Source organism: Pedobacter sp. B4-66 (genome assembly GCF_018492665.1).
Taxonomy (GTDB): domain Bacteria; phylum Bacteroidota; class Bacteroidia; order Sphingobacteriales; family Sphingobacteriaceae; genus Pedobacter.
Map to the genome: position 1 here is coordinate 65,365 of NZ_JAFVME010000004.1, position 18,973 is coordinate 84,337.

At 37.1% G+C, this 18,973-nt stretch carries 18 protein-coding genes; 10 read left to right on the forward strand and 8 right to left on the reverse strand.

What is annotated here, in order from left to right; all coding sequences use genetic code 11:
- Positions 1 to 6: 6 nt before the first annotated feature.
- The 4 genes from J1905_RS08730 (at position 7) to J1905_RS08745 (ending at position 6,175) form a co-directional block, all read left to right on the forward strand.
- Entirely contained in the window at positions 7 to 1,185 is a 1,179-nt protein-coding gene (locus tag J1905_RS08730; RefSeq protein ID WP_214226920.1) for a 3-dehydroquinate synthase, read from the forward strand.
- A 2-nt stretch (positions 1,186 to 1,187) separates the two neighbouring features.
- Entirely contained in the window at positions 1,188 to 2,396 is a 1,209-nt protein-coding gene (eboE, locus tag J1905_RS08735) for a metabolite traffic protein EboE (protein WP_214226921.1), read from the forward strand.
- A 1-nt stretch (position 2,397) separates the two neighbouring features.
- Complete coding sequence (locus J1905_RS08740) at positions 2,398 to 3,750, forward strand: alkaline phosphatase family protein (RefSeq protein WP_214226922.1); 1,353 nt, start codon at positions 2,398 to 2,400, stop codon at positions 3,748 to 3,750.
- Between the two features lie 73 nt (positions 3,751 to 3,823).
- Entirely contained in the window at positions 3,824 to 6,175 is a 2,352-nt protein-coding gene (locus tag J1905_RS08745) for a phosphocholine-specific phospholipase C (protein ID WP_214226923.1), read from the forward strand.
- Here the strand turns inward: J1905_RS08745 and J1905_RS08750 are convergent.
- Positions 6,172 to 6,504, reverse strand: a complete 333-nt coding sequence (locus tag J1905_RS08750) for an isoleucyl-tRNA synthetase (RefSeq protein WP_214226924.1) — start codon at positions 6,502 to 6,504, stop codon at positions 6,172 to 6,174. The two genes, J1905_RS08745 and J1905_RS08750, sit on opposite strands and share 4 nt — an antisense overlap.
- A 217-nt stretch (positions 6,505 to 6,721) precedes the next feature.
- Between J1905_RS08750 and J1905_RS08755 the strand changes: the two genes are divergently transcribed.
- From J1905_RS08755 to J1905_RS08770, 4 genes are all read left to right on the forward strand, one after another.
- On the forward strand, positions 6,722 to 7,063 hold the full coding sequence (locus tag J1905_RS08755) for an ArsR/SmtB family transcription factor (protein ID WP_214226925.1): 342 nt from the start codon (positions 6,722 to 6,724) through the stop codon (positions 7,061 to 7,063).
- Positions 7,050 to 7,535: an SRPBCC family protein gene (locus J1905_RS08760; RefSeq protein WP_214226926.1), complete on the forward strand. Its 486-nt coding sequence runs from the start codon at positions 7,050 to 7,052 to the stop codon at positions 7,533 to 7,535. The genes J1905_RS08755 and J1905_RS08760 overlap by 14 nt, the downstream gene beginning before the upstream one ends.
- Before the next feature lie 141 nt (positions 7,536 to 7,676).
- On the forward strand, positions 7,677 to 7,946 hold the full coding sequence (locus tag J1905_RS08765) for a hypothetical protein (RefSeq protein WP_173090030.1): 270 nt from the start codon (positions 7,677 to 7,679) through the stop codon (positions 7,944 to 7,946).
- Between the two features lie 292 nt (positions 7,947 to 8,238).
- Entirely contained in the window at positions 8,239 to 8,730 is a 492-nt protein-coding gene (locus J1905_RS08770) for an FKBP-type peptidyl-prolyl cis-trans isomerase (protein ID WP_214226927.1), read from the forward strand.
- Between the two features lie 292 nt (positions 8,731 to 9,022).
- Here the strand turns inward: J1905_RS08770 and J1905_RS08775 are convergent, their stop codons facing one another.
- Positions 9,023 to 9,745: a peptidase associated/transthyretin-like domain-containing protein gene (locus tag J1905_RS08775; RefSeq protein WP_214226928.1), complete on the reverse strand. Its 723-nt coding sequence runs from the start codon at positions 9,743 to 9,745 to the stop codon at positions 9,023 to 9,025.
- Positions 9,746 to 10,102: 357 nt separating this feature from the next.
- Between J1905_RS08775 and J1905_RS08780 the strand changes: the two genes are divergently transcribed.
- Positions 10,103 to 10,690, forward strand: coding sequence for a GIN domain-containing protein (locus J1905_RS08780; protein ID WP_214226929.1), 588 nt, complete (start codon positions 10,103 to 10,105; stop codon positions 10,688 to 10,690).
- Between the two features lie 16 nt (positions 10,691 to 10,706).
- On the opposite strand, the gene J1905_RS08785 is transcribed toward J1905_RS08780, so the two are convergent.
- The 3 genes from J1905_RS08785 to J1905_RS08795 all read right to left on the reverse strand — a co-directional run bounded on the left by J1905_RS08785 (position 10,707) and on the right by J1905_RS08795 (position 13,535).
- Positions 10,707 to 11,531: an SGNH/GDSL hydrolase family protein gene (locus J1905_RS08785; RefSeq protein WP_250318052.1), complete on the reverse strand. Its 825-nt coding sequence runs from the start codon at positions 11,529 to 11,531 to the stop codon at positions 10,707 to 10,709.
- Between the two features lie 165 nt (positions 11,532 to 11,696).
- Positions 11,697 to 12,503, reverse strand: coding sequence for a phytanoyl-CoA dioxygenase family protein (locus tag J1905_RS08790; protein ID WP_214226930.1), 807 nt, complete (start codon positions 12,501 to 12,503; stop codon positions 11,697 to 11,699).
- Between the two features lie 252 nt (positions 12,504 to 12,755).
- Positions 12,756 to 13,535 (reverse strand): SDR family NAD(P)-dependent oxidoreductase, encoded by a 780-nt coding sequence (locus J1905_RS08795; protein WP_214226931.1) that lies wholly within the window; start codon positions 13,533 to 13,535, stop codon positions 12,756 to 12,758.
- 43 nt (positions 13,536 to 13,578) lie between these two features.
- Here J1905_RS08795 and J1905_RS08800 point away from each other — a divergent pair, with 43 nt between their 5' ends.
- Complete coding sequence (locus J1905_RS08800; protein ID WP_214226932.1) at positions 13,579 to 14,436, forward strand: PAS domain-containing protein; 858 nt, start codon at positions 13,579 to 13,581, stop codon at positions 14,434 to 14,436.
- 89 nt (positions 14,437 to 14,525) lie between these two features.
- Here the strand turns inward: J1905_RS08800 and J1905_RS08805 are convergent, their stop codons facing one another.
- The 3 genes from J1905_RS08805 to J1905_RS08815 all read right to left on the reverse strand — a co-directional run bounded on the left by J1905_RS08805 (position 14,526) and on the right by J1905_RS08815 (position 18,736).
- Positions 14,526 to 17,150, reverse strand: coding sequence for a zinc-dependent metalloprotease (locus J1905_RS08805; protein WP_214226933.1), 2,625 nt, complete (start codon positions 17,148 to 17,150; stop codon positions 14,526 to 14,528).
- Between the two features lie 147 nt (positions 17,151 to 17,297).
- Positions 17,298 to 17,870, reverse strand: coding sequence for a thermonuclease family protein (locus J1905_RS08810; protein WP_214226934.1), 573 nt, complete (start codon positions 17,868 to 17,870; stop codon positions 17,298 to 17,300).
- A gap of 41 nt (positions 17,871 to 17,911) precedes the next feature.
- Positions 17,912 to 18,736, reverse strand: coding sequence for a universal stress protein (locus tag J1905_RS08815; protein ID WP_214226935.1), 825 nt, complete (start codon positions 18,734 to 18,736; stop codon positions 17,912 to 17,914).
- Positions 18,737 to 18,973 lie beyond the last annotated feature (237 nt).

Consider the following 18,973-nt stretch of genomic DNA (forward strand, 5'->3'; position numbering starts at 1 on the left):
TCAACTATGAGTTATTTAGAACAGTCGTTTAGTGTAAAATTTGAGTATAAAATATACTTTACCGCTTCGCTATTCGAAACCAGCAATCCCATCTTGGCAAACTTCTTTAAAGAGAAGCCTTCAGAGGCCTTGCGCAAAATATTTTTCGTACTGGATAAGGGTGTTGCTGATGCTCATCCTGAACTTGTACCTTCAATTAAAGCTTACTTTGAGCAAAATAAAGATTTGCAACTGATTAAGGACATCATGATTGTTCCGGGTGGTGAAGCATCAAAAAATGACACTGCACTTTTTGACCAACTGGTTGAGGCCGTGAACGTATATGGTATCGACAGGCATTCGTACATTGCCGCAATTGGCGGCGGTGCTGTACTTGATCTTGTTGGTTATGCGGCGGCTGTTTCGCACCGCGGCATTAAACACATTCGTATACCAACTACTGTACTTTCACAGAACGATTCTGGTATAGGTGTTAAAAATGGCATCAATTACAATGGCAAAAAGAACTTCCTTGGTACTTTTGCTCCACCTTCGGCGGTATTTAACGACGATAAGTTTCTGCTTACTTTAAGCGATAGAGATTGGCGTTCGGGTATTTCTGAAGCGGTAAAAGTAGCACTGATTAAAGATCCTGAATTCTTTTACTGGATTGAAGACAATGCAGCACAATTGGTTGCACGCGATCTGGATACGATGAATTACCTGATTAAACGTTGTGCTCAATTGCATTTAAACCACATTGCGGGTGATGATCCATTCGAAACAGGATCAGCCAGACCATTAGATTTTGGTCACTGGAGTGCACATAAACTAGAGCAACTAAGTAACTTCAGTGTTTTACATGGAGAAGCTGTAGCAATGGGTATTGCTTTAGATAGCACCTATTCTTTCTTAAAAGGAATGTTAACGGAAGAGCAGTTACACCGCATATTAAATGTAATGGTTCATCTATCTTTTGATATTTCTAATCCATTTATCCAGATTAACGATACTGAATCTCCAATACTTCGCGGTCTTGCAGAATTTCAGGAGCATCTTGGGGGTAAGCTTACCATTACCCTGCTTACCGATTTAGGTACAGGAAAAGAGGTACACGAAATGGACCATCAGTTATTGATAGAAGCAAGTAATTATGTTTTAAACTTTACCAGAACACATGCTGGTTTACCTATAAGCAGTCACTAAAAATGAAAGTAAACACAGGCCATTTAACCTATTGCACAAACATTCATCCGGGTAAAAACTGGGATGACGATTTTAAAGCACTACAAGAAAATTTCCCGGTTATAAAACAATCTGTTTCGCCAGACCAACCTTTAGGATTGGGGCTTAGATTGTCTAATGCTTCTAGCCTTGAACTTATCCAGGAAGATACTCTAGCTGAGTTTAAGCAATGGCTTAAAGAGAATGATGCCTATGTTTTTACCATGAACGGTTTCCCTTACGGGGAATTTCATCGTACTGTGGTTAAAGAAGATGTACACACGCCGGATTGGACAAACGATTCGCGTAAAGAATATACAATCAGACTTTTTAGAATTCTTGAATCCATATTGCCTGAAGGGATGAATGGTGGAATTTCGACGTCACCACTTAGCTACAGACACTGGTTTAAAACTATTGAGGAATTTATGCAGGCAAAGTGCACTGCTACCTTAAATGTAGTGGAGGTCATAAAAGAACTGGTTACAATTGGGAAGCAAACAGGTAAAACTATGCACCTTGACCTGGAGCCTGAACCTGATGGCATTCTTGAAACCGGAAGAGAATTTATAGATTGGTTTGAAGCTGATCTATTGCCTCTGGGTATTCCTGTGATTAAAACTTCATTTAATGTTTCTGCTGCTGAAGCCGAATCATTAATTAAAAAACACCTTTGCTTGTGTTATGACGTTTGTCATTTTGCAATAGGCTATGAAGCTCATGACGAAGTGTTAAAAGAGCTCGAAGGAAAAGGCATTAAAGTAGGTAAGATACAAATCAGCGCCGCTTTAAAGGCTAGCCTTGATAAATCGGAGGCCGACAGAGAAATTATAAAGAACAGCTTCCAGACTTTTAATGAACCAACTTACCTGCATCAGGTTGTAGCTTTGAAAAAAGATGGTGGCCTGATTCGTTATTCGGACCTTACTCCTGCCCTTGCAGATTTTGAAAATGAAGCAGCAGCACAATGGAGAGCACATTTCCATGTTCCAATATCAATTAAAGAGATCGGATTATTAGAATCTACTCAGGATGATATTACTGCTGTTCTTGATCTTCAAAAAAATGCTCCTTTTACTGAGCACCTTGAAGTAGAAACCTATACGTGGGAAGTACTTCCTGAACAATTAAAAATACCGATCGCCCAATCTATCAGCAATGAATTAAACTGGGTAATTAAAACAAATATATAAGATGAAGAAGACTGTAGTAATAGATGTTGTTGGCTTATCCTCAAACCTTATTGGCAAGCATACTCCTTTTTTAGAGCGATACATAAAAGATAAAAACCTTGGTGCAATAGCTCCAATGCTACCAGCAGTAACTACTAGTGTACAATCAACTTATTTAACAGGAAAACAACCGACAGAACATGGCGTAGTTGGAAACGGATGGTATGACCAAATCGATTCCGAGATCAAGTTCTGGAAACAATCAAACAAATTGGTTCTTGCAGAGAAAATCTGGGACAAGGGTAAAAAGGAAGATCCTAATTTTACCTGCGCCAATATGTTCTGGTGGTACAACATGTATTCGAATGCTGATTACAGCGTAACCCCTCGCCCCAACTATTTGGCTGATGGCAGAAAGCTTCCTGATTGCTACTCGGAACCAGCCGAACTGCGCGATATTTTACAAGAGAAATTAGGTCAGTTCCCTCTATTCCAATTTTGGGGACCTGGTGCAAATATAAAATCGAGCCGCTGGATTGCTGACGCCTCTATGATTACTGAGGATCTTTACAACCCTACGCTTACACTTATCTATTTACCACATCTTGATTATTGCTTACAGAAGTTCGGCAATGACTTTAGCAAAATCAGCAAAGAACTTGGTGAGGTGGATGAATTAGTAAAGGATTTGGTTACGTTTTATGAAAAGAAAGGTGCCAACATTATTATCCTTTCTGAATATGGTATCGTTCCGGTAAGTAAACCTGTCCATATCAACAGAGTGTTCAGAGAGAATGGATTATTACAGATTCGTGTAGAGCGAGGTTTGGAGCTTCTGGATGCAGGTGCTTCTAAAGCATTTGTGGTATCAGATCATCAAGTTGCTCACGTTTATATCAATGATCCATCAGTAACTGATCAGGTAAAAGCCATTCTTGAAAAAACTCCTGGCATCGCCATGATTTTAGATAAAGAAGGTAAAAAGAAATATGGAATGGATCATGAAAGGGCTGGTGACTTTGTATTAGTTGCTGAACCGGAAAGTTGGTTTACTTATTACTTCTGGCTTGATGATGCTAAAGCTCCTGATTATGCCAGATGTGTAGATATTCATAAAAAACCGGGATATGATCCTGTAGAAATGTTTATGTCTTCGAAACCACGTGCCGCTTATAAACTACTAAGGAAAAAGGCTGGCTTCCGCTATGTAATGGATGTTATTCCACTGGATGCGACTTTGGTGAAAGGGTCACATGGAAGTATCAATACGCCTGCAGAGTTTCATCCGGTTTTAATTACGGATCAAAAACTAAACGAGGGCAATGTACAGCCTACAGAGATTCATGATCTAATTTGGAAAGCGCTAAAAGGATAACCCTATAGCATTACCAACTTATTTCTATTCTTATTACATTTGGTTCAAGCACACTTAATACAAATGAACCACTATGGACTCAAGAAGAGACTTTATTAAAAAAGCTGCGCTATTGTCTGGAGCAGTAGGATTACCAAATGTAATTCCTATGTCCATTCAAAAAGCAATGGCGATTGAAGCAGATCCCGGATCTACCTTTCACGATGCAGAGCATATTGTAATCCTAATGCAGGAGAACCGCTCATTTGATCATATGTTTGGTAAACTTAAAGGTGTTCGTGGCTTTAATGACCCAAGGGCTTTTACACTTCCTGATAAAGATAAAGTTTGGCTACAAAAAGATAATGAAGGTAAAACCTATGCCCCATTTCATGTAGACATTAATAAAACCAAAATTACCTGGCAAGGTGGACTCCCTCACTCCTGGTCGGACCAGCTTGCTGCCCGAAACAATGGTAGATATGATAAATGGGTACCCGTAAAATCACTGATGTCGTTAGGATATTATGATAGAACAGACATCCCATTTTATTATTCTATGGCTGAAGCTTTCACGATTTGCGACCACAACTTCTGCTCATCGCTAACCGGTACTACTCCTAACAGATTATTCTTCTGGACAGGAAACATACGTCGGGAACTAAACGGAACTTCAATAGCAGCTGTTAACAATTCTCAGGCTGAATCCAGAGACAATGCTTTTGTAGATTGGGATACTTTCCCGGAGGTATTAGAAGACAATGGAATCGATTGGAAAATTTACCAAAATGAAATCTGGACGGCCAATTTGCAAGGCGATAACGTAGACGACTGGTTAGGCAATTATGGCGATAATGCCATTGAGTATGTAAAACGCTACAATGTTAAACTTGCGGCCTATTTTAGGAAGAATGGGGATTCTACAAGTAAACCTCCACTTACTGCCGCTCAGGTAACAGAGAAATACAATCAACTATCTACTCGTGAAAAGAATTTAATAGACAAAGCATTTGCAAGCAACATCAATGCACCGTTTAATTACCTGGAACTTGCTCCTTATACCTTTACAAATGACGAGGGAAAAGAAGAGACTGTAAGCATTCCTAAAAACGATATATTTTACCAATTCCGATCTGATGTGGATAGTGGCAAGCTCCCTACCGTTTCATGGTTGGTAGCTCCGCAGAGATTCTCAGATCATACAAGTTCTCCGCTGTATGGAACATGGTATGTTTCTGAAGCGCTTGACATTTTAACAAAGAATCCTGAGGTATGGAAAAAGACCGTGTTTATTCTTACTTATGATGAAAATGATGGCTACTTTGATCACATACCTCCATATGTAGTTCCAAAGCCTAATGATCCATCAAGTGGTAAAGTTTCTACAGGAATTTCTGTTGATGCAGATTACGAATTTAAAAAGGATAGTCCAATCGGTTTAGGCTATCGAGTACCGATGATTATTGCATCACCATGGAGCAAAGGCGGCTATGTAAACTCTCAGGTTTTTGATCATACGTCATCATTGATGTTTTTAGAAAATCTACTTAGTAAAAAAACAGGGAAGAAAATCCGAAGCAATAAGATTAGCAGTTGGAGAAGAACAATTTGTGGCGACCTTACATCAGCATTCAGACCATCAGTTGGAGCTTCATCCATTGTACCAACGCCTTTAAAAAGAGAACAGGTAGTAACCAATATTCAAAACGCAAAAAACAAACCTGCACAAGTTAAACCAAATCCTTTATCGAAAGCTGAAATAGCCTCGGGAGCCTATTTACCTCAACAGGAACGTGGAACCAGCAAAGCTTGTGCTTTACCATATCAGTTATTCGCAGAATGTAATCTGGATAGTTCGAAAACTAAGGTTGAACTTCAGCTAGAGGCTGGCAAAGGTAATTTCGGTCAAAAAATAGCGCCTACAGGCGCCCCATTTAATGTTTACACAACCAATCTATATAATGGACAGCCTGGAAAAACATGGGCTTATGCAGTAACTAATGGGGATAAAATTACTGACAATTTAATGTTGAAGAACTTTGGGGACGGACAATACAATTTATGTATAAGTGCTCCCAATGGATTTTTTAGAGAATTTAAGGGCGACAAAAATGACCCTGCTTTAAAAGTTAACAGCAAATATGAAGTCAAAGGATTTTTAAGTAAAAAGCCAAGTGGCAACATTGAACTTATTCTCGAAAACGAAGGTGACCAGGATTTAAAAATAAACATTATCGATAATGCTTACAAAAGCGATAATGGTAAATCACTATCCTTAAACGCCAAAAACAAAAAAGCATTGATTATTGACCTCCAAAGAAGTTCCGGATGGTATGATTTCACTGTTAAAGTAGATGGCGCCAGCTCATTTTCTAAGCAATATGCCGGTCATGTTGAAACTGGTGAAGATTCGATAACAGATCCATACATGGGTGGGGTGGTTTAAACCTCCCCCATTTTTTCTTTTGCTGCTACGGTTTCTGTTGTTGCAGCCTCAGTAGTTGTAGGCTTTTCAATTTCGGACACTTGCTCTGTTGAATCCATTTCCTCTTGTATTTCAGGATCAAGTTCTACACAACCTTCCTTATCCTTTTTTGCAAAAATGATGGGATAGATGAGCATCAAGGCACCGGCAATAAATAAAATGCCTGCTAATGACAACATATAATTACTTGATTCCATTTTATTCACACTCATCACCCTATAAGCAATAAGTGCCAGTACGCCGAGTATAAAGGCAATTACTGCTTTCTGAAGTTTTAGCGTTTTAATCATGACCAGAGGGTATTAAAATAGTTTTAAGTAATTAACAAAAATCAAACCATTCACGTTAATTACTGGTTGGACAACGCAAACATCATTCAAAACAACATCAACTTATTACTTTCCAGTTAACTCTTATGGCCATATTTTTAATAAGGCTAAATTATTTTCAACAAATACTTGCGCAACTATATGATTGCATTTATATTTGCAACCATATAGTTGCGAAATGATAACAAGAAGAGACGTATTCCAAGCCATAGCTGACCCTACCAGAAGAGAAATTATTCAAAGAATAGCACAAGAACCTTTGAATTTAAATGCAGTGGCCGAAGCTTTTGACATTAGTCGACAGGCTGTTTCTAAACATATACAGATCCTCACAGAATGCGGATTAGTAGTAATTAAGCAGAAAGGTCGTGAACGATTTTGTGAACCTCAACTTGACAAGTTAAATGAAGTAGCTGATTGGGTTGAGCAATCCAGAAAACAATGGGTTAACAAATTTGAAAAACTAGACAACTACTTAAAAACAATACAAACTAAAGAGAAAGAAAATGGAACAATCTAAAAAAGAACTTCTTATTACGCATCTTTTTGATGCACCACGTGAACTTGTATTTGAAGCTTGGACAGATCATGAACAATTAAAACACTGGTATGCACCGGATGGTTGTACTATCGAGTTCAAACATATTAACGTAATACCAGGCGGAACCTTCCATTCCTGTATTCAGGATCCTATCCATGGGGAATGCTGGATCAAGGGCATTTATAAGGAAGTTACTTATGCAGAAAAACTCGTTTTCTCTATGATTCTCACCAATGAGCAAGGTGATTCAGTAGAATCCATCGCCGCCGGAAAACCAGAAGACTGGCCAAAAGAAACAATTACCACCGTCACATTCACTTCGATTGGAGATCAGACAAAATTGGCTATTCATCAAACTGTATCCGAAGAGGATGCTAAACAAACAGGGGCTTATCAGAGCTGGATCAAAATGTTTAATAAACTAAATAACCTGTTCACCGTTAAAAGTTAAGAGTTCCCTTTGTACAACTATTTTGTCCTTATGTATCAACAATTATCTAGTTATAACATTTAGCTGTCACATTGCCAACATAAACACCTATTTATCACGACAATAGACATTATTATGTGTATCTTGTGCGTTATTCAAAATATGAGCGAAATTACAGACGAAACGCAAGTCGGAACTAACGACAAAAAGAAACTGGCTTTTGAAGAAAAGCTTCAGGAAATTGATAATAAATACTCGAGATGGTTTGGTACAAAAAATAATCCATTTACCGGTGCTCCTGATAAAATCAACAACTATTTCCGTTATTTCTATACCGCTGAAGGCGATATTCAACTTTATCTAAAAGATGGATTACCTCTTGAAATAGGTAAGGATTGCAGAAATGCTTTTAAAGCAGTTTTTAATAACTAATACTGCTAAATTCCAATTCTCGACTTTATTTTTTTAAAGCCGATATAATAAGAAAAATAGGTCTACGCAACTCAACTTGCATTCCAGGAATAGTCTTTAAAGATATTTCATCCGGCTCTGGCTCAACCAGGGCCGTTATTTCAAACCCACTTTTCTATAAAAAATCTATTCCAACATTTTTCACAGCAGGTGATAAATATCGACATGCGTACTGAAAAACAGACAGTTAATTTTGCTAAACCGACTTATTAACTTCATGCATTGATTAAAAAATAAATTATATTTGTTTATCATGACCAAATTAAAACATTTATTCCTACTAGTTTGTATTGCGGGATGCCTTACAGCTTGCGAAAAAGATTTCCCTGTAGACAACCATGATCCCATTGCTCAGTTTACAACTGACACAAATGCGATTAGAGCTTTTGTCACTAAAAATAATATTGTCACTAAAAAAGACAATGAATTTGGAGTCTTTTATCAAATCATTGAACCTGGCACCGGAAATATAGAATATAAATACAACACACAGGTAACCGCAAATTATACTGGAAAACTATTAGATGGAACACTATTTGAAACCAAGAATGGTGCAGTCTTTACACTGGGTGGTTTGATTGGAGGGTGGCAAATTGGTATTCCGTTAATTCAAAAGGGTGGTAAGATCCGTTTATTAATCCCTTCTTTTTATGCCTACGGAAATGTAAAAAATGGCCCTGTTCCTGCAAACTCAGTACTAGACTTCACCATAGAAATCACTGACTTGCAACAAGCAACAAACTAATTTCACAGATATTCCAAGTAAAAAAGGGAGGCAATAGCCTCCTTTTTTTATGAATAGATTTGCCATAATACTGTCATTTGAAAAATAACTTAGTGTATTTATTACACTATGTAAAAATAATCCTTACATTTGTATTGTTAATACAGCGCAGCTGATTAGTAAAAAGATTAAAACAGGCAATGGTGCGATTATTGTCTTAAAGAAAAAGATCCCGTTCATACTGGGTTTATATTTGGTTAAAAAGAGGTAGTGCTTGGATAAGACTACCTTTTTTTTGTGCCTTATTTTAGGGTTAATCCTTCTTTTCTTTGAAAGCTTTTAAATCCGACTTAATCTTCAGCATCAAATTATAATCTGATACACCCAATAGCTTTTCTTTAGTAGGTCTGTATTGCTCTATGAATAAATCAAGAGAATCGCCTTCCAGTTTAGTAAGAGATGAAATAAAAGACCTTCCAAACCTTAAATCTATATAAGCCTGTTTTTCGTCTTCATAGAGTCTTTTCTTTAATTTATTCTGCACATCATTTTTTCGTCCTAATAATCTGGCCAGTTGCAACACATCAATCTTTACAAATTCAAACCGACCTCTTGGCTGATAAGAATTTATAAAAACATCCTTAAACCCAATAGGCCGATAATTAAACTCCTTTGCAAAATCTTTTCTTAGCTTTAGTGAATCTGCTTTATGATCTCGTTGACCGGAAATAACTACTTCTTTAAGATTTATAGCGGTTGGATTAAGAAAAACTGTCATTAAAGGCAATTTCCAATCCTTTACAAGAACATATTTCAGATCGTAACCTAATCCTGAGAACCATATCGTATCTGTTGTCGAAACAATTAGCGTAAAATCCCCCTTAGGACTACTCATTTTTTGTGTGTGATTCAACTGTATCAAAATACCTTCAAGCGGACGTTCGGTTTGGGCATCTACAACCTTACCTTTTATTAGTTGCCCGCTAACACACAGACTTAACAGCATGAATAACAAAAAGATGGAAGCTTTCAGCATTAGATTTTGTATGGATAAACTAAGCTAGCATATTCCCATGAGGCTAATAAAATTTTAACAGTATTTAACTGATGACAATTCCATGATAAATAAATATTTAAATATTTATTACATTTGTAGCCGAGAGCGTTAATTTAAAGGGGGTAAGTCGAAAGGCCTATCCCCTTTTCTTATTTAAGACCTTTTCTGGTTGTCGATCAAACTCATTTAATTTTTCTTTTCCAGTTCGTCGAATCCTTTTGACCGTTCGTCGTGTATTACACTCTGCTGGTATAAAACAGCTAATCTCTGTGCAACTTTTCTCTTGCCGCAAGCATCTTATTGACAAACAATTAAGAATCTCAAATACACAAAACCATGAAAACCCTTACAAAAACCTTAATCGCTTCTGCATTAACAGGAATCATTTTAACATCTTCAACAATTGCCACCTTTGCAGCAATTCCGAGCCACAAACTAGTATCTTTTAAAACAGGTACATTAACCTTTAATAAGGTTACTATAAGTGGTAATGTAAAAGTTATTTTAGTTAAAGGCCAGGAAGAAGAAATTAGAATTGATGAATATTACAATACATCGAAAACTACCATCACCAGAAAAGGTTACACTTTATTAATCAATTCAACCGAAAAACACCCTGTAATCATTACCGTAACAGTAAAAGATTTGAATAGGATTCAGGCATTTGGCAATGCGTCGGTAGTTACAAAAGGCACTCTCAATCTAACATATCTTCAAATCTTTTTAAATGACAATGCCACTGCTGATATTAAAACTAATGCAAACAGCATGTACACCATTCTAAAAGATGCATCGACACTAAAATTAAGTGGAACAGCCGATTCACACGCTTATATAGCCAATAATATGGGAAATATAAATTTTGAAGACTTTGTATGCCAGAAAACCGATAAGCTTACTACAGAGCAAATCGCGTCCAAATAGAAAATACCTCAAGCTTTTAGTATTTCTTTATGATTTTAACCAGCATATCAGCAATAATTTGATAGCCTTTATCTGAAGGATGTAAACCATCGTAAGTATTATTGATCGCTTCAGCAGGATAAGGATACTCGTCCGTATCGGGGTTAAAAGGAATATCTTTAAAATCAGGATAGCTATAATTTTTATAGGCTCCTGTTTGAGGATCTTTTAACCTCTTAAACTTTACTAAAGTTTTGAGGTCCATCCCACTCTTATTGTAAAGATCTACTATTTTGAAGTGTTCATAATCGCCAATATTATTAACGGCATCAGCAAATTGAGATAGCATTTGTCCATTTTTGTCTTTGTACGAACCCCAGGCATTGTTATGACTGTCGCCTATATATACGAAATCTACCCGTTGCATAGGAGTAATCAGAACAATTTTAGCATCAGGATTAAGGTGCTTAAGTTTATTAATTATAATGCGGTAGGACCCATAAACAGTTTTGAGACCAGTGTTGTTAATGTAATCACTAAGAGTTCCCAAAGGTTGTCCAGACCACCAATCATTTGTCCCTAAAAAAACTGAATACACATCAGATTTTTGAATACCCAGATTCTCTATTTCTTTTGCTATGCCAACAGCAGTCCAACCATTATGACCTTGGTTAGTGAATTTAACATTAGGCAATTCCTTTACCACTCTACTCATATAACCACTTGTAATTCGATTACCGGTTTCATCCTGATGATCATTCAAATAAGTAATAGAGTCGCCAATGGCTGTCCATGTAGTTTCTTTTTTGGTAAAGGATGCGAGGGTACAAACAAGAACAAACAGCAATAATATTCTTTTCATTTGGTTACAAATTAGCATTTACTATCTAGTAAACATAAGAATAAAATACCATGCAATTTACCTCACTACGCTTCTTTTATAAACGGTTTTCACAAACAAAATGGGCTTATCTAGTCGGCCAGACCTTACCAGGTAATTTATGATGATTAAAAATAACATATCTTTTTATTTTACAATACCTGCGAAACGCTGGTAGAACACTGTTGGACTATTTTCATTTTTAGGAGCATACTTGCCTGCAATAATAGGAATGTAAATCACCCTTCTACGGCTCTGTTCACCTATTACAGACGATTGTGCCACACGATGCCATAACCTTCCATCATGAATAGTAAGATCACCTACCTCAGGCACAACTGCGATTTCCTCTGCATCTTCATCATGATCAAGAAAGTACTTCTTTCTAAAAAGCATTTGATAAAGTCCTTGCTTGTGCGTTCCGGGAATTATCCTTAGTCCACCATTCTCGGGCTCCAGGTTATTTAGGTGTATCCCTACATTAAGCATCGGGTTTAACTTTTGTCCATAAAAAACATCTCTCAACCCATCTGTATGCCATCCCATTTTGGTGAATTTACTATCAGGTCCATTTACATAATGATTAAAAACCATCCCATCTTTTTCACTTTCACCAAGTCTGGCTCCAGCACCCGCAAGTTCAAGTAATCCGTTTAATCTTGGGTCAAGCAGAAGACCACTAAAGGTTGAATGATGTTGATTAATAAATGCAAAACGCTGCACAATAGAAGAACCATCAAGATCACGACCGTACTTAATTGGGACGCCATTAATCTTGTTTACATCTTTTTCTAACCATTTTTTTTGCACCTCAAGAGATGCATCTATAATTGATTTTACAGTTTCGGGTGTAATGAAATTTTTGAAATGGATAAAGCCATTTGCGTTAAAAAAGTTTTTTTGCTCAGCGGTTAAAGTTTCAGCTAATGAAAACTTTGGATATGAAGTTGCCATAGGTCTATTTTATAAAAAATTAAAAGAAGGTATTATTTGAAATCAGAGGTTGGATCTGGAAGATCCTAAGAAATTAACAGCAACAACACTGCATGGGCTTCATCATCTGAAGCATTGCCATGGAGCGATTTAGTGAATAGTTGTTATCTGTCTTAATAGACATAGTCTATATGTTTAGTAGTTTATTTTACAAACATACAAAATATGTTGAATACCAAGCATTTATTTTAAAAAATATTTTCTTATGCTAATTTATTTAATCTTATAGATCCCAGCGGTAATCTTTTCTATAAGCGATTTGGGCAAAATCCTATTAGCATATGCGGATATAATATTGGTAAAGCCCGGTATCACTTCGGCCTTTTTATTGAACATTGCTTTAACTCCAATTTCTGCTACGACGTTGGCATCCATATTAAATTTCTCTGCAATATCATTGATAACCGAAAGCCCTGCCCTCTCGGCAAAGCCTGTACCAACAGGTCCAGGACTGATACAGGTTACTGATACTGATGTATCTTTAAGTTCATACCTTATTGCCCTACTAAAAGACAAAACATATGATTTAGTTGCTGCATACATTGCCAATGTAGGCACTGCCTGATAAGCGGCTGTGCTGGAAACATTGAGTACATAGCCTTGCTGGTTTCGTTTTAAAAGAGGAAGTAAATGATAAGTAAGCTCTGTAAGTGCTGTGACATTAAGTTGCAACATGTTAAGCTGTTCATCTATTGAAAGACTGTCAAATTTGCCCCAAACACCAAAACCAGCATTATTAACAAGTACCGACACAGGAAAAGCATTGTCCTTACACCACTCTGCCACTCGCTTAGCCGCTCCCTGTACAGAAAGATCCATAGCATAGACTTCCACACTAATACCATATTGAGTAGAAAGTTCCGATTTAAGAGCTGAAAGTTCAGGGGCCGACCGTGCAACAAGCAAGAGGTTATATTTTCTTTTAGCCATAGAAATAGCTATAGACCTTCCAATCCCTTTACTTGCTCCTGTTATTAATGCGTATTGATCCATAAGGCTAAAAGTGTAAATTTACAATAAATCAGCTCTAAATATTTTGAAAAACAGAACACTAATCAAAATCATTTCTATCTACTTAGTTTTAGGTGGAATATGGTTACTTACCGGAACACAATTTATTGGCTGGCTTGACCGCCAATACCCGGCTACCGATCTAAGGAACTTGTACTACCTTAAAAACATTGTATTCTTGATTGGCACAGCTATGGTTGCCGTAATTGGATTAAATCGCCATTACAGGGATTTACTAAGCGTTGAAAGGAAACACAAGAAGGAACTTATAGCGCATAAAAAACAACTTAACGACCAGGTAAATCTATATGATACCGTTACCAAGGCTACTAATGATGTAATTTGGGATTACGACATTGTAAATGATAAATTAACCTGGATGAGTGGTTATAAAGAGGTTTTTGGACATGATGACACCCAGATAATCCACAACTCTTTCTGGAGTATGAAAAGGGTACACCCTGATGATCAAGCACGTATTATTTATGAGTTTGAGAGAATTATAAAAGAGGAAGAGTCGAACTGGAAAGCCGAGTATAGATATCTTTGTCAGGATGGTAATTACAAGCATATTTCAGATCGAGGTTATTTGATCTTTGATGAAACCCGTAATCCTATTAGGATGCTTGGTGCAATGCAAGACATTGATGTAAGGGTAAAATATGAAGAGCAGCTAATTGCTCAAAATGAAAAATTGAAGGAAATTGCATGGCATAACTCACATGAAGTGAGACGACCATTGTCTAATCTGTTAGGATTAATTCCATTGTTAAAAGATGCAGTAGGAAATAAAGAAACATTTGCCAACTTAGTTGGCTTTCTGGAGGTGTCTGCTGGAGAATTAGACAATGCAGTATTGAAGATCAATGAGCAGATTGACTAATCTTCAAAAGTTAGCACAGGGTTAATAAAGAAGGGGCGGTTCACAATGAATACTCATTTTGAACCGCCCCTTCTCTTTAATTTACAATTCTATTTAACAGCTAAAGCTTTATCAATTAAAAAATTCAGATTTGTACGGTGAGCCTTTGTTTGCTCATCTGCTGAGACTGCACCACCAAGCTGAGTTTTCACTTTTTTCAAAGTAGAAAGTGCCGCAGCTTTACTAGCATTATCATATCCACCTGGTGCAGAAACAATACTTGAAGTTGCCTTTACAAATTCTGTTTGAAGATTTTGACGGAACAGGTTAACATTTGTTTTAAGATCTGCTGCAAAAATATCATTAGCCAAATCGCTCATTACACTCGCTACAGAATATGTGTTACCATAAAGACCACTATTATTTATTCTACTTAATGTATTTGGATGTAGAATTTGAGCAAGAGTACTCAATTGTATGCCCATAAAGGTATTCTGAGGTTTAAAGTCCTCGTTGGTACCAAAAAATCCAAATCCACGTCTTTGAACTTGCAGATAAGGGAACAGTGATTTATCAGCATCAAAAGCATTAGGCGCAAATACATATTTACCTAATAGCGCCATCGCCTTTTTCTGATAAGCTACAGGAACCGGTGTGAATGGCGCAGTGGTTGTTTTTTGTCCAACAAAGCTCCTGTCTACATAAACACCACCAACAAAACGACTTACTGCCGCAGCCATACTTGCACGCTGACCGTTAAGTTGTAAATAACGTTGGCGCAACTCCTGATAGCTTTGACCAGTTTTACTAAAACGAGCTTTCAACTTTGGCATCATTGTGTTTACCAACTTAAATCTGTCTTCGCCATAAGTTACCATATCATTTGTTTGATCATTAACGTTTACACGTGGATCAATTCCACCACCTGGACTACGCATATCATCCGCATCGTTACCAAAGGCAAGTTGTGGATCAGTACTACGGCTTAAAATCTTGTTTAATCCAGCTTCCTCTTCTGATTCACTAAATGGAGTGTAACCATATTCAATTGCCCATAAATCATACGGACCGGCTTTTGTTGTATAATAATCACCTTGTTTACTACGATCGCTGCTTACATTTATTGCAGGATAATCCATTACAGACCCTTGCAATCCAATTTTACGGGTAATTGTAACATCATTCATCTGAGCAGGGGTTAACATTTGGCTGGCTTTCATATTATGATTAAGCCCAAGCGTATGTCCCATTTCGTGCATGATAAGATAATACAAAAACTGTTTATGCATTTCACGAACAGTCTCTGCTCTTTTTGCTTCCGGCACATCGGCATCCAGCGCTTCAATAGCTGTTATACCTGCCTGATACTGCATGCTTAATTCCTGAGCCAATGCACAAGAAGCCATGTGGTTTTTATCAAAACCATGTACATGATCTGGTTTTGAAGAAACTGCTTCAATTGGGTTTTCCCAAGGTAGTTTTAATGCAGCATTACCGCCATTAAACAAATCATCGGTAACAACTGTACCTGCTCCCGAACGCCACTCTACAGTAATATCTGCGCCAAGAATCTGGCCGGTTAATGGGTTATAAAAGCTTGGGCCAATTGCTCCATAAGAAGGATAAGCCGAGGATACCCAACGGATTACATTATATGCAATATCAGCAGGATCCCAACTAGCTGTATCAGACATTTCTTTCATGACAACCGCATTTTTGAAACCTGCTTTCTCGAATGCCTCATTCCATTTCTCCCCAGCCTCTTTTATAATTGGGCGATACTCCAGTGGCGTAGTATTCTCGATCCAAAATACAATAGGCTCAACAGGCTCACTTAAAGCAGCTGAAGGATCTTTCTTTTTAAGGCTCCAGCGACTGATAAAATCTTTGTACGGCGTTGAAGATACAGAAGTCAGATTATCTACCTCTGCACCAAAATAACCTACCCTTGGATCATCACGACGTGGGCGGAAATCATTTTTAGGTACTTCAAGGAAGGAGTGCTGCATTTTTACCCTCACATAGCGGGCATCAGTAATGTCTTTTCCGCCACCATTCATGGGAACAGGATTATCGTAAGCCAGTTCTACAACTACATCCGTATTTCCTGGAAATGAACGAATCTTTTTATACTTCGACTTAGAGGTGTTTAAGTTTCCTAGATTAAACACAGCACCTGGAGGCAATGTTGGAGGGAAAACCGGCTTAACCGGATCTAGTTTGTCGCCAAGAAAAAGACCATCAACCGAAATTAAGTAGCCTAGTGAATCTTGTGCTGCAACTTTATCACTATAAAAAACCGCATCAGAAACATCAACATTTGCAGATTTACTTACCGGATTTGACTTGTCATAATAGAAGTTCGTATTCTTTTGAAGAAGTTCAATTTTATCATCAGATTTCTGAACATAGAATAACCAGGTAGTTCTAATCATATTCTGGTTCAAGAACAAGGTAGTTGGTCCACCCATCGAAAAACTTTGATAAATATAATCCTTGCCCAATTGATCTTTTTTAATGTACATTTGAAGACTACCTGTTACAGTATCTCTATACATTGAAAAAAGACCATCAATTTTTTTACTTGATTTAATCTTATCGTTAATACTTGGTTTGGGAGGAGTTGCCTGCGCCTTCTTTAAGGAATCGGCTGCTAATGCCTTTTTTTTCTTTTGTGCAAAAGCGCCACTGGCCAAAAACAGGGCCAGCGATAATAAAGTAATGGTTTTTTTCATAATAATTTAATTGTTCTTTTATAGTTGTAGGTTAGCTATGGGAGTTTGATCGTTTCACGCAAAAAATGTTACTAAAAATATGAAATTTAGCGAACAGAAAGAATAAGTGAATATCCCTTTTCTAAAAGGTTCTTTTGGAGGGTTAACCTACCCCTTCAGCTTGTAATTGATACCCAGAATAATGAACATTATAATGAGTCCTCCGATCACGTAGCGGCTTTCATATAAATCTATTTGAGTAATATTAGTTATTGGAGTATTTATTGGAATATTTTGAGGCTCGGCTCTTTCAGCTTCTGTATATTTCCACATTCCCAGCTGCTGTTCTTTTGCTTCTGTTTCAGCTTCGCTGTAGGCTCCTGGTTTATCAAAACGGAATTTAAGTAAAGCATAAGCATAGCCATCACGTATCATTTGTTCGTTTATATCCCCGTCATTAAGTACAACGTACCTTAACAATCTCGAATACCTATCTTTGTCTTTTGATTTATGATCACTGGTAAGTTCAACGTCTTTACCCTCAATCAAATCTTTCAAATGCTCCTTTGCTTCAATACCATAAAACTCCTTCATCTCAGGAGCATTTATGCCTATTAACCTTACCCGTTCACCAGACTCGGTTACAAAAGTATCACCATCAACAACACGTTTAACCTTTGTGAGCTGCCCGAAGCATACACTATGGCTTACAACAATTAAAAAAAGAATTATATACCTCATTTGAGGCGGCAATGATAAGCATAAAAAATTGCTGATTCAACTTAAGATATAGGAAGCGACAACAATGGTATTTTTAATCCCGAGGCCATTATACGTGTTTTACTTCGATGAATAATCGAAGCCCAGAATCCATATCTTTTGGGAACCATAATCAATAGATCTGCTCGGAATTCAATAATTTCCTTTTCAATCTCTTTGATTACCGCATTGGAATTTACGTTTTTATAATAGTAAGATATTCCTTCTAAACCATCATCAATAACACCTACCTGAGGCAAGGCTGCATTTAAAGTTTTTAATTCCTCTACTTTCTCACTTACATTAAAAACCTCTACTTCTGCACTCAAGGCTATTGCCAACTCTTTAATATTAGCTAGTACCTTTTCAGATATACCACTCAAAACATCACAAGCAAAAAGCACATTTTTTGTGCCTTCAAATCGGGCTCCCAAAGGCACTGCCAACACAGGTAAGTTAAGCCTCTTAATTGCAGAAGTTGTTGTATTACCCCAAAGATCTTGTTCCAGGGTTTTAGTATTCATACCCAATACAACAAGAGTAGCCTGATGCTTATCAATTAAGATTTTCAAGGCATCCTGAACAAAAGAGAGGTTCGATTCATGCTCAGTTTCTATATCATAATCGATAGACAGCGATAATGCTCTTTCAATCAACCGAATCTCATTATCTGTTATCAGTTTTTGTATGCTGGCTGCCGGCAAAAGGGTATTAGCAGCATGGGTTGGGATTACAAAAGAATTATACAGTACAAGCTTTGCGTTATTATGTTTAGCAACAGCAGCGGCATATTCTACAGCATTTTCAGCTACTTCTGAAAAATCTGTAGCTACAATCAGGGCATCCATATTTGAAGTATTTATTACCTATAAATTTAAGCATATACTCTTTCAAAATATAGATTAAAGCCCTGCTAGGCTTTTATTTTACTTTAATTTTAGATTTCAATAAAGGTCTCCCAAAAAAGCACTTTTACCCATTGCCATTCTTAGGTCATATAAAACGTTCAAAACGACTCATTAAGACAAATTGCGCTAAATAGTACCATAAAGTACACGGCCATTTTAGCCGCGCACTTATATTTT

What these genes read in the sequence shown, in the direction of transcription:
- J1905_RS08750 (WP_214226924.1), bottom strand. Translation starts at nt 6,504, where the DNA reads ATGATTAAAACGCTAAAACTTCAGAAAGCAGTAATTGCCTTTATACTC.
- J1905_RS08815 (WP_214226935.1), bottom strand. Translation starts at nt 18,736, where the DNA reads ATGGATGCCCTGATTGTAGCTACAGATTTTTCAGAAGTAGCTGAAAAT.
- J1905_RS08790 (WP_214226930.1), bottom strand. Translation starts at nt 12,503, where the DNA reads ATGGCAACTTCATATCCAAAGTTTTCATTAGCTGAAACTTTAACCGCT.
- J1905_RS08795 (WP_214226931.1), bottom strand. Translation starts at nt 13,535, where the DNA reads ATGGATCAATACGCATTAATAACAGGAGCAAGTAAAGGGATTGGAAGG.
- J1905_RS08740 (WP_214226922.1), top strand. Translation starts at nt 2,398, where the DNA reads ATGAAGAAGACTGTAGTAATAGATGTTGTTGGCTTATCCTCAAACCTT.
- J1905_RS08780 (WP_214226929.1), top strand. Translation starts at nt 10,103, where the DNA reads ATGAAAACCCTTACAAAAACCTTAATCGCTTCTGCATTAACAGGAATC.
- J1905_RS08765 (WP_173090030.1), top strand. Translation starts at nt 7,677, where the DNA reads ATGAGCGAAATTACAGACGAAACGCAAGTCGGAACTAACGACAAAAAG.
- J1905_RS08805 (WP_214226933.1), bottom strand. Translation starts at nt 17,150, where the DNA reads ATGAAAAAAACCATTACTTTATTATCGCTGGCCCTGTTTTTGGCCAGT.
- J1905_RS08770 (WP_214226927.1), top strand. Translation starts at nt 8,239, where the DNA reads ATGACCAAATTAAAACATTTATTCCTACTAGTTTGTATTGCGGGATGC.
- J1905_RS08730 (WP_214226920.1), top strand. Translation starts at nt 7, where the DNA reads ATGAGTTATTTAGAACAGTCGTTTAGTGTAAAATTTGAGTATAAAATA.
- J1905_RS08775 (WP_214226928.1), bottom strand. Translation starts at nt 9,745, where the DNA reads ATGCTGAAAGCTTCCATCTTTTTGTTATTCATGCTGTTAAGTCTGTGT.
- eboE (WP_214226921.1), top strand. Translation starts at nt 1,188, where the DNA reads ATGAAAGTAAACACAGGCCATTTAACCTATTGCACAAACATTCATCCG.
- J1905_RS08745 (WP_214226923.1), top strand. Translation starts at nt 3,824, where the DNA reads ATGGACTCAAGAAGAGACTTTATTAAAAAAGCTGCGCTATTGTCTGGA.
- J1905_RS08755 (WP_214226925.1), top strand. Translation starts at nt 6,722, where the DNA reads ATGATAACAAGAAGAGACGTATTCCAAGCCATAGCTGACCCTACCAGA.
- J1905_RS08810 (WP_214226934.1), bottom strand. Translation starts at nt 17,870, where the DNA reads ATGAGGTATATAATTCTTTTTTTAATTGTTGTAAGCCATAGTGTATGC.
- J1905_RS08760 (WP_214226926.1), top strand. Translation starts at nt 7,050, where the DNA reads ATGGAACAATCTAAAAAAGAACTTCTTATTACGCATCTTTTTGATGCA.
- J1905_RS08785 (WP_250318052.1), bottom strand. Translation starts at nt 11,531, where the DNA reads ATGAAAAGAATATTATTGCTGTTTGTTCTTGTTTGTACCCTCGCATCC.